The organism is Kitasatospora sp. NPDC059571, from assembly GCF_042735675.1.
Taxonomy (GTDB): domain Bacteria; phylum Actinomycetota; class Actinomycetes; order Streptomycetales; family Streptomycetaceae; genus Kitasatospora.
Genome location: NZ_JBHWBW010000276.1, coordinates 1 through 5,493 on the forward strand (window position 1 = coordinate 1; position 5,493 = coordinate 5,493).

7 protein-coding genes are annotated in these 5,493 nt (G+C 73.8%); 6 read left to right on the forward strand and 1 reads right to left on the reverse strand.

What is annotated here, in order from left to right; genetic code table 11:
• Positions 1 to 83 precede the first annotated feature (83 nt).
• On the reverse strand, positions 84 to 908 hold the full coding sequence (locus ACFV0G_RS25735) for a MarR family winged helix-turn-helix transcriptional regulator (protein WP_380552469.1): 825 nt from the start codon (positions 906 to 908) through the stop codon (positions 84 to 86).
• 523 nt (positions 909 to 1,431) lie between these two features.
• Here ACFV0G_RS25735 and fabG point away from each other — a divergent pair.
• From fabG to ACFV0G_RS25765, 6 genes are all read left to right on the forward strand, one after another.
• On the forward strand, positions 1,432 to 2,199 hold the full coding sequence (fabG, locus tag ACFV0G_RS25740; RefSeq protein ID WP_380552472.1) for a 3-oxoacyl-ACP reductase FabG: 768 nt from the start codon (positions 1,432 to 1,434) through the stop codon (positions 2,197 to 2,199).
• Positions 2,200 to 2,332: 133 nt separating this feature from the next.
• On the forward strand, positions 2,333 to 2,521 hold the full coding sequence (locus ACFV0G_RS25745) for a hypothetical protein (RefSeq protein WP_380552475.1): 189 nt from the start codon (positions 2,333 to 2,335) through the stop codon (positions 2,519 to 2,521).
• A gap of 99 nt (positions 2,522 to 2,620) precedes the next feature.
• Positions 2,621 to 3,406 carry a phosphatase PAP2 family protein gene (locus ACFV0G_RS25750; RefSeq protein WP_380552478.1) on the forward strand — a complete coding sequence of 262 codons (786 nt, stop codon included), beginning with the start codon at positions 2,621 to 2,623 and terminating at the stop codon, positions 3,404 to 3,406.
• Between the two features lie 66 nt (positions 3,407 to 3,472).
• Positions 3,473 to 3,748 (forward strand): DUF6343 family protein, encoded by a 276-nt coding sequence (locus ACFV0G_RS25755; RefSeq protein WP_380552481.1) that lies wholly within the window; start codon positions 3,473 to 3,475, stop codon positions 3,746 to 3,748.
• A gap of 133 nt (positions 3,749 to 3,881) precedes the next feature.
• Positions 3,882 to 4,364, forward strand: coding sequence for a hypothetical protein (locus ACFV0G_RS25760; protein WP_380552484.1), 483 nt, complete (start codon positions 3,882 to 3,884; stop codon positions 4,362 to 4,364).
• Between the two features lie 222 nt (positions 4,365 to 4,586).
• The gene (locus tag ACFV0G_RS25765) at positions 4,587 to 5,399 is read left to right on the forward strand and encodes an NAD-dependent epimerase/dehydratase family protein (protein ID WP_380552497.1); all 813 of its coding nucleotides are present in this window, start codon (positions 4,587 to 4,589) and stop codon (positions 5,397 to 5,399) included.
• The last annotated feature ends 94 nt before the right edge of the window (positions 5,400 to 5,493 follow it).

Genomic DNA, 5,493 nt, shown 5'->3' on the forward strand with positions numbered 1-5,493 from the left:
GGGGCCGCCACCCCGCACAGGTGACGGCCCCGGGCCCTTGCGCTACTGCCGAATCGTTACATCGGCCGGTTCGACGCGGTCCGCTACAACCGCGCCGTCTTGGCCAGCAGCGCCAGCGCCTGCTCGTGGTCCTCCGGCTCCAGCGGCGCGAGCAGCAGTTCCTGCACCTCGCGCACGCCTGCGGCCGAGCGGTGCAGCAGCTCCTGGCCGGCCGGCGAGAGCGACAGCAGGTTGCGGCGGCCGTCCGACGGGTCGCGGCGGCGCAGGACGAGACCGCGCCGGACGAGCCGGCTGACCATCTCGGCCATCGTCGCCTTGTCCAGCGAGGCGAGCTCGCCGACCGTGCGCTGGTCCGCGCCCGGCTCCGCCTCCAGGGCCTCCAGTACCGCGTACTGGGGTGCCGTGAGATCGGCGCCGACCTTGTCGGACCACAGCTTGGTGTGGACCTGCTGTGCCACCCTGATCAGGTAGCCGATGGCCCGCTGGGCGTCCAGCAACGGCCGGGCGTCGGTCAGTGCGGCGACCGCGGCCGGTTCGAGCCGGGCTATCTTGGCCATGACCCGGACGATTTCGATCTGTTCGTCGGGGCTCAGCGGTTCGAAGAGCGTCCGCTGCACACGGACCACTCCGCCGGTGGCCTCGCGGACGGCCTGTGCGCCGTTCTGCGACAGGGCCAGCAGCTTGCGCCGGCCGTCGGCCGGATCGCGCCGGCGCAGCACGAGGCCGCGCCGGACCAGTCGGGCCACCATCTCGGCCATCGTCGCCTTGTCCAGCGACGCCCGCTCGCCGACGGTGCGCTGATCCGCACCGGGCTCGAGGGCGAGGGTGAGCAGGACTGCGAATTGCGGCGCCGTCAGATCGGCGCCGACGTGCTCGGACCACAAGCGGGTGTGCACCTGCTGGGCCACGCGGATGAGGTGACCGGGCGACTGCTGCAGTCGACCGGCCACGCGGGTTGTCGGGATCTCCCCCAGCACCATGAAATCCGTCCCGGTGTCACGCTCGGTGTGTGTGGGACACCCGAGCGGGGCAGTAACGGCGAGTAAGCGTCCTGCTGCATGGGAGGGCGCGTCAGCCGTGCAGCCGGTGGCTGCTGGCGCACACTATACAAACGGTCGCGGCGGCCCGGCAGGCAGGGGCTGATAGTAGTCGCATGTTCGGCAAAGTTGGCATATTTCCGCCATCTGTCGGGCCCACGACAGGATCGGTTTCACCCGTCCGGCCCCCGCGATGCCCTTACCCTCCGTCACCTGCGGCTCTGCACCCTGGCCCGGGAGACTACTCGTCGGTAGGGTGTGCGCGCAGCGCGTTGTACACCACCTTTCCGCCGGCTTTCACCGGACCGCCACCGGCCCGGCACGTGTCGGTGGGACACGGGTCGGCCACCGCGTGTCGGCCTGCCCGTCCACCCCGAGAGAGACGAGTACGAGCATGACCGAGCAGTCCACCTCCCCCCGGGTCGCCGTCGTCACCGGTGCGGCCCGCGGCATCGGCGCCGCGACCGCGCTCCGCCTCGCGGCCGACGGCTACGCCGTCGCCGTCGTCGACCTGGAGGAGTCCGCGGGCAAGCAGACCGTGGACGCGATCGTCGCCGCGGGCGGCCGGGCCCTGGCGGTGGGGGCCGACGTCTCCGACGCCGAGCAGGTGCAGGCCGCGGTCGACCGCATCGCCACCGAGCTGGGCACCCCGGTCGTGCTGGTCAACAACGCGGGCGTGCTCCGCGACAACCTGCTCTTCAAGATGTCGGAGTCCGACTGGGACACCGTCATGAACGTGCACCTGAAGGGCGCGTTCCTGATGAGCCGCGCCGTCCAGAAGCACATGGTGGCCGCCGGCTTCGGCCGGATCGTGAACCTCTCCTCCTCCTCCGCGCAGGGCAACCGCGGCCAGGCCAACTACTCCGCCGCCAAGGCCGGCCTGCAGGGCTTCACCAAGACCCTGGCGATCGAGCTCGGCAAGTTCGGCATCACCGCCAACGCCGTCGCGCCCGGCTTCATCGCCACCGACATGACCGCGGCGACCGCGGCCCGGGTCGGTATGGAGTTCGAGGCGTTCAAGGAGGCCGCCGCCACGCAGATCCCGGTGAACCGGGTCGGCACGCCGGAGGACATCGCCCACACCATCTCGTTCCTGGCCAGCGAGGGCGCCGGATTCGTGTCCGGTCAGGTCATCTACGTGGCCGGCGGCCCGCTCGACTGAGTGTTCCCCGTGCGATCAGGGCCCCGGAAGGTACACACTCGGTAGCAGACCTCCGTCGTCCGTGCCGGGCGGCGGATCCGGAACCGGCCGGTCACTGCGATCCGGCCGGTGCTCCAAACAACCGGAGGCCCCCATGTCCGAGTCCACCGACAGCCGCATGCCCACCCCGGACCACCTGCTGCACACCGGGGCCGAGCACCCCGTCGACCCCGAGGACCTCGTGATGGCCTCCGGCCGGACGCCCACTCCGGCCCTCATCGAGAAGGCGCGGCAGGACCTCCAGAAGTACGGCGCCGTCGCCGTGGAGCGCCTGCTCCCCTGATCAGCGCACGTGCAGCGCCGAGGGGCCCCGCCGTTGCGCGGGGCCCTTCGGCATCTCCCGGCGGGCCGGGCCGTCGGCAGCGGCAGGTAGGGTCGGTGCGTGCGAGCCTCGATCCGACCGTCCGACGACACCACGGCCCCGACCGCCCCGGCACCGGGGCCGGCGCGGCGCGGCTTCGGGCGCGCGCACGCGGTGCTCTTCGCGGTGACCGCCCTGGTGTACGCGGTGGTGGTGGCCGGCGTGCTGGCCGACACCTCTCTGGTCCGGCTCGACTGGTCGCTGGAGCTGCTGAAGCCGTACAAGCGCTGGCCGGAGGTCCGGCCGCTGCTGGACGTGTGGATCGTCGCCGGCCAGCGCGGCCCGTCCGCGATCCTGGCCTGCCTGTGGCTGGGCTGGCGCTCGTACCGGCAGCGCACGGTGCGGCCGCTGCTGGTGATGGGGGCGGCGCTGCTGCTGCTGAACATCACGGTCGGCGGCGTCAAGATCATCACCGGCCGGCTGGGCCCGCACTACGCGCACGTCATCGACTCGCCCGAGCTCTTCGCCGGCGGCACCATCTTCCCGTCCGGGCACACCGCCAACGCGGTCGTGACCTGGGGGGTGCTGGCCTACCTCGCCGTGCGCTGGCGGCGCACCGGGACGGTCCTGGCCGCGCTGACCGCGGCCTCCATCGGGCTCACCACCGTCTACCTCGGCACCCACTGGATCTCCGACGTGGTGGCCGGCTGGACGGCGGGCCTGCTGGTGCTGCTGGCGCTGCCGCTGGTCGAGCCGCTGGTGGACGGGGTGAACCGCTGGGTCACCGCGCTGTACCACGGCCCGCAGGGCGCCCCCGCGCGCAGCCGTACGGGCGCTTCGCCGACCACGGCGGCCGACCCGGGCTGACCCGCCCGACCCGGCCCGCCGGCCCTACCCTGGGAGACGGAGCGGCGTGGGCGGGAGGTGACGCGGGTGCGACCGGCCAGGACACCCAGAACGTGGCGCAGCGGCACGGAGCCGGCGACCGCGCGCACCGATCTCAGGCTGCGCTTCCTGCTCTCGGTGCTGTTCGTGCCGGTCTTCGGGCTGCTGACCGCCGGATTTGCGGCCTGGGCGGCGCGCAGCAGCGGAACGGACGTGCCGAGCCGCGGCACGCTGGTGGTCTTCGCCGTCTGCTGCGCCCTGCTGACCGTGCTCGCGCTGGTGGACCTGTGCGTGGTGGTCCAGCGCCGCCGGACGGAGCTGTGATCCCTCATCGCCGAGAGTGATCGACCGGAAGCGGGCCCGGACGGTGCGGCGGTCCCGGCCGCGACCCGCGAAGAGGTGTCACGACCCTGTCACACCCCTCCCCGGACCGCCGCGCACCTGACAGGCTGTCCGGATGCGCACACGTACCCTCAGTGCGGCCGTCGCGGCGGCCGCCGTCCTCGCCCTTGCCTCCTGCTCCACCACCGTGGGCAGCTCCGCGAAGGGCGCGCCCTCAGCCGCGGCGGCCGCGAGCCCCGGAGCCTCCGGTGCCGCTCCGGGCGGCGCCGCTCCGACCGACGCCTCGCCGACCGGCCCGAAGCCCGCGCCGCCGAGCAACGCCGGCCTGCCGCCGCTGCCGGACGCCGCGGCCACCGCCAAGCTGGTCGCCGCTCTGAACGCGATCGACCCGGCGATCGCCAAGGACCCGGCCAAGGCCGTCGCCTCCGCCCGCACCCAGTGCCAGGCGGTCTACAACTACCCCAAGGACCACGACCGGCTGCTCCGGCTGACCCAGGAGACCTTCACCTCGCCCGACCACCCGCAGGGCTTCGGCCCGGAGAAGTCGGAGAAGATCCTCGCCGCCGTGCAGGCCGGCCTCTGCCCCGGCTCCCGGTAGTCGCCGCCGGGCGGCGCGCCTCCGGCAGTGCAACCGGGGGCCGCCGCCCGAGCCCGGCCTGCTCCGCCCGCGCACCGACTTCGGCGCCGTGCCGCCCCACCTGCACCCGATCGCCCGCGCGATGGACGAGCATGGGCAGGGTCCGCCTCCCCGAGCGCCCCGACCCCGGCGGCCGCGCCGATCCCGCCGCCGCCCCGTCAGGCGCCACACGACCACCACGGACTGACGATGCCACAGACCATTCTGATCACCGGCGCCGCCGGCGGCGTCGGCGGCATGCTGCGCCATCTGCTGCCGGCCTTCGGCCACCGGCTGCGCCTCGCCGACCTCGTCCCCGTCCCGAACGAACCGGACGCCCTCGCCTTCGACCTGCGCGACGCCGGGGCCGTCCGGGAGGCCGTCCGCGGTGTGGACGCGGTCGTCCACCTGGGCGGCATCGCCCTGGAGGACAGTTTCGCGAACATCCTCGGCGCCAACGTCGAGGGCACGTACCACCTCTACGAGGCTGTCCGGGAGGAGGGCGTCCGGCGGGTCGTGTTCGCCAGCTCCAACCACGCCGTCGGGTTCACCCCGCTGGAGGGCAGGGGCCTCGGCGGCGCGGGCCTGATCGGGACGGACATACTGCCCCGGCCCGACACCTACTACGGCCTGTCGAAGGTCTTCGGCGAGGGCCTGGCCCAGCTCTACGCCGACAAGTACGGCGTCACGACGGTGTCCATCCGGATCGGCTCCTGCGAGCCGCGGCCCCGCACCACCCGGATGCTCTCCACCTGGCTCAGCCCGGCCGACTGCGCCCGCCTGGTGCACGCGGCGCTCACCGCGCCGGTGACGGGCCACACCGTCGTCAACGGGATCAGCGCCAACACCCGCGCGTGGTGGGACCTCGCCCCGGCCCGCGCACTCGGCTACGAACCGCAGGACGACGCCGAGGAGTTCGCCGCGGAGGTGATCGCCGAGCACGGCGAGCTGGCCCCGGACGGGGTGGACGCCCGGCTGCTCGGCGGCGACTTCACCACCGTCGAGCCGCCGCGCTGAACGCGGGGGCGCGGGGGGGGTCGGGCACGCCACCCCCCCCCCCCCCCCCCCCGCGGCGGCCGGCCCCCGCCGTGGACAGGGGTGGGACCACGTG

Bases quoted from the DNA above. Each gene is read 5' to 3' on its own strand.
- ACFV0G_RS25745 (WP_380552475.1), top strand. From the start codon at position 2,333: ATGTCCGAGTCCACCGACAGCCGCATGCCCACCCCGGACCACCTGCTG.
- fabG (WP_380552472.1), top strand. From the start codon at position 1,432: ATGACCGAGCAGTCCACCTCCCCCCGGGTCGCCGTCGTCACCGGTGCG.
- ACFV0G_RS25760 (WP_380552484.1), top strand. From the start codon at position 3,882: ATGCGCACACGTACCCTCAGTGCGGCCGTCGCGGCGGCCGCCGTCCTC.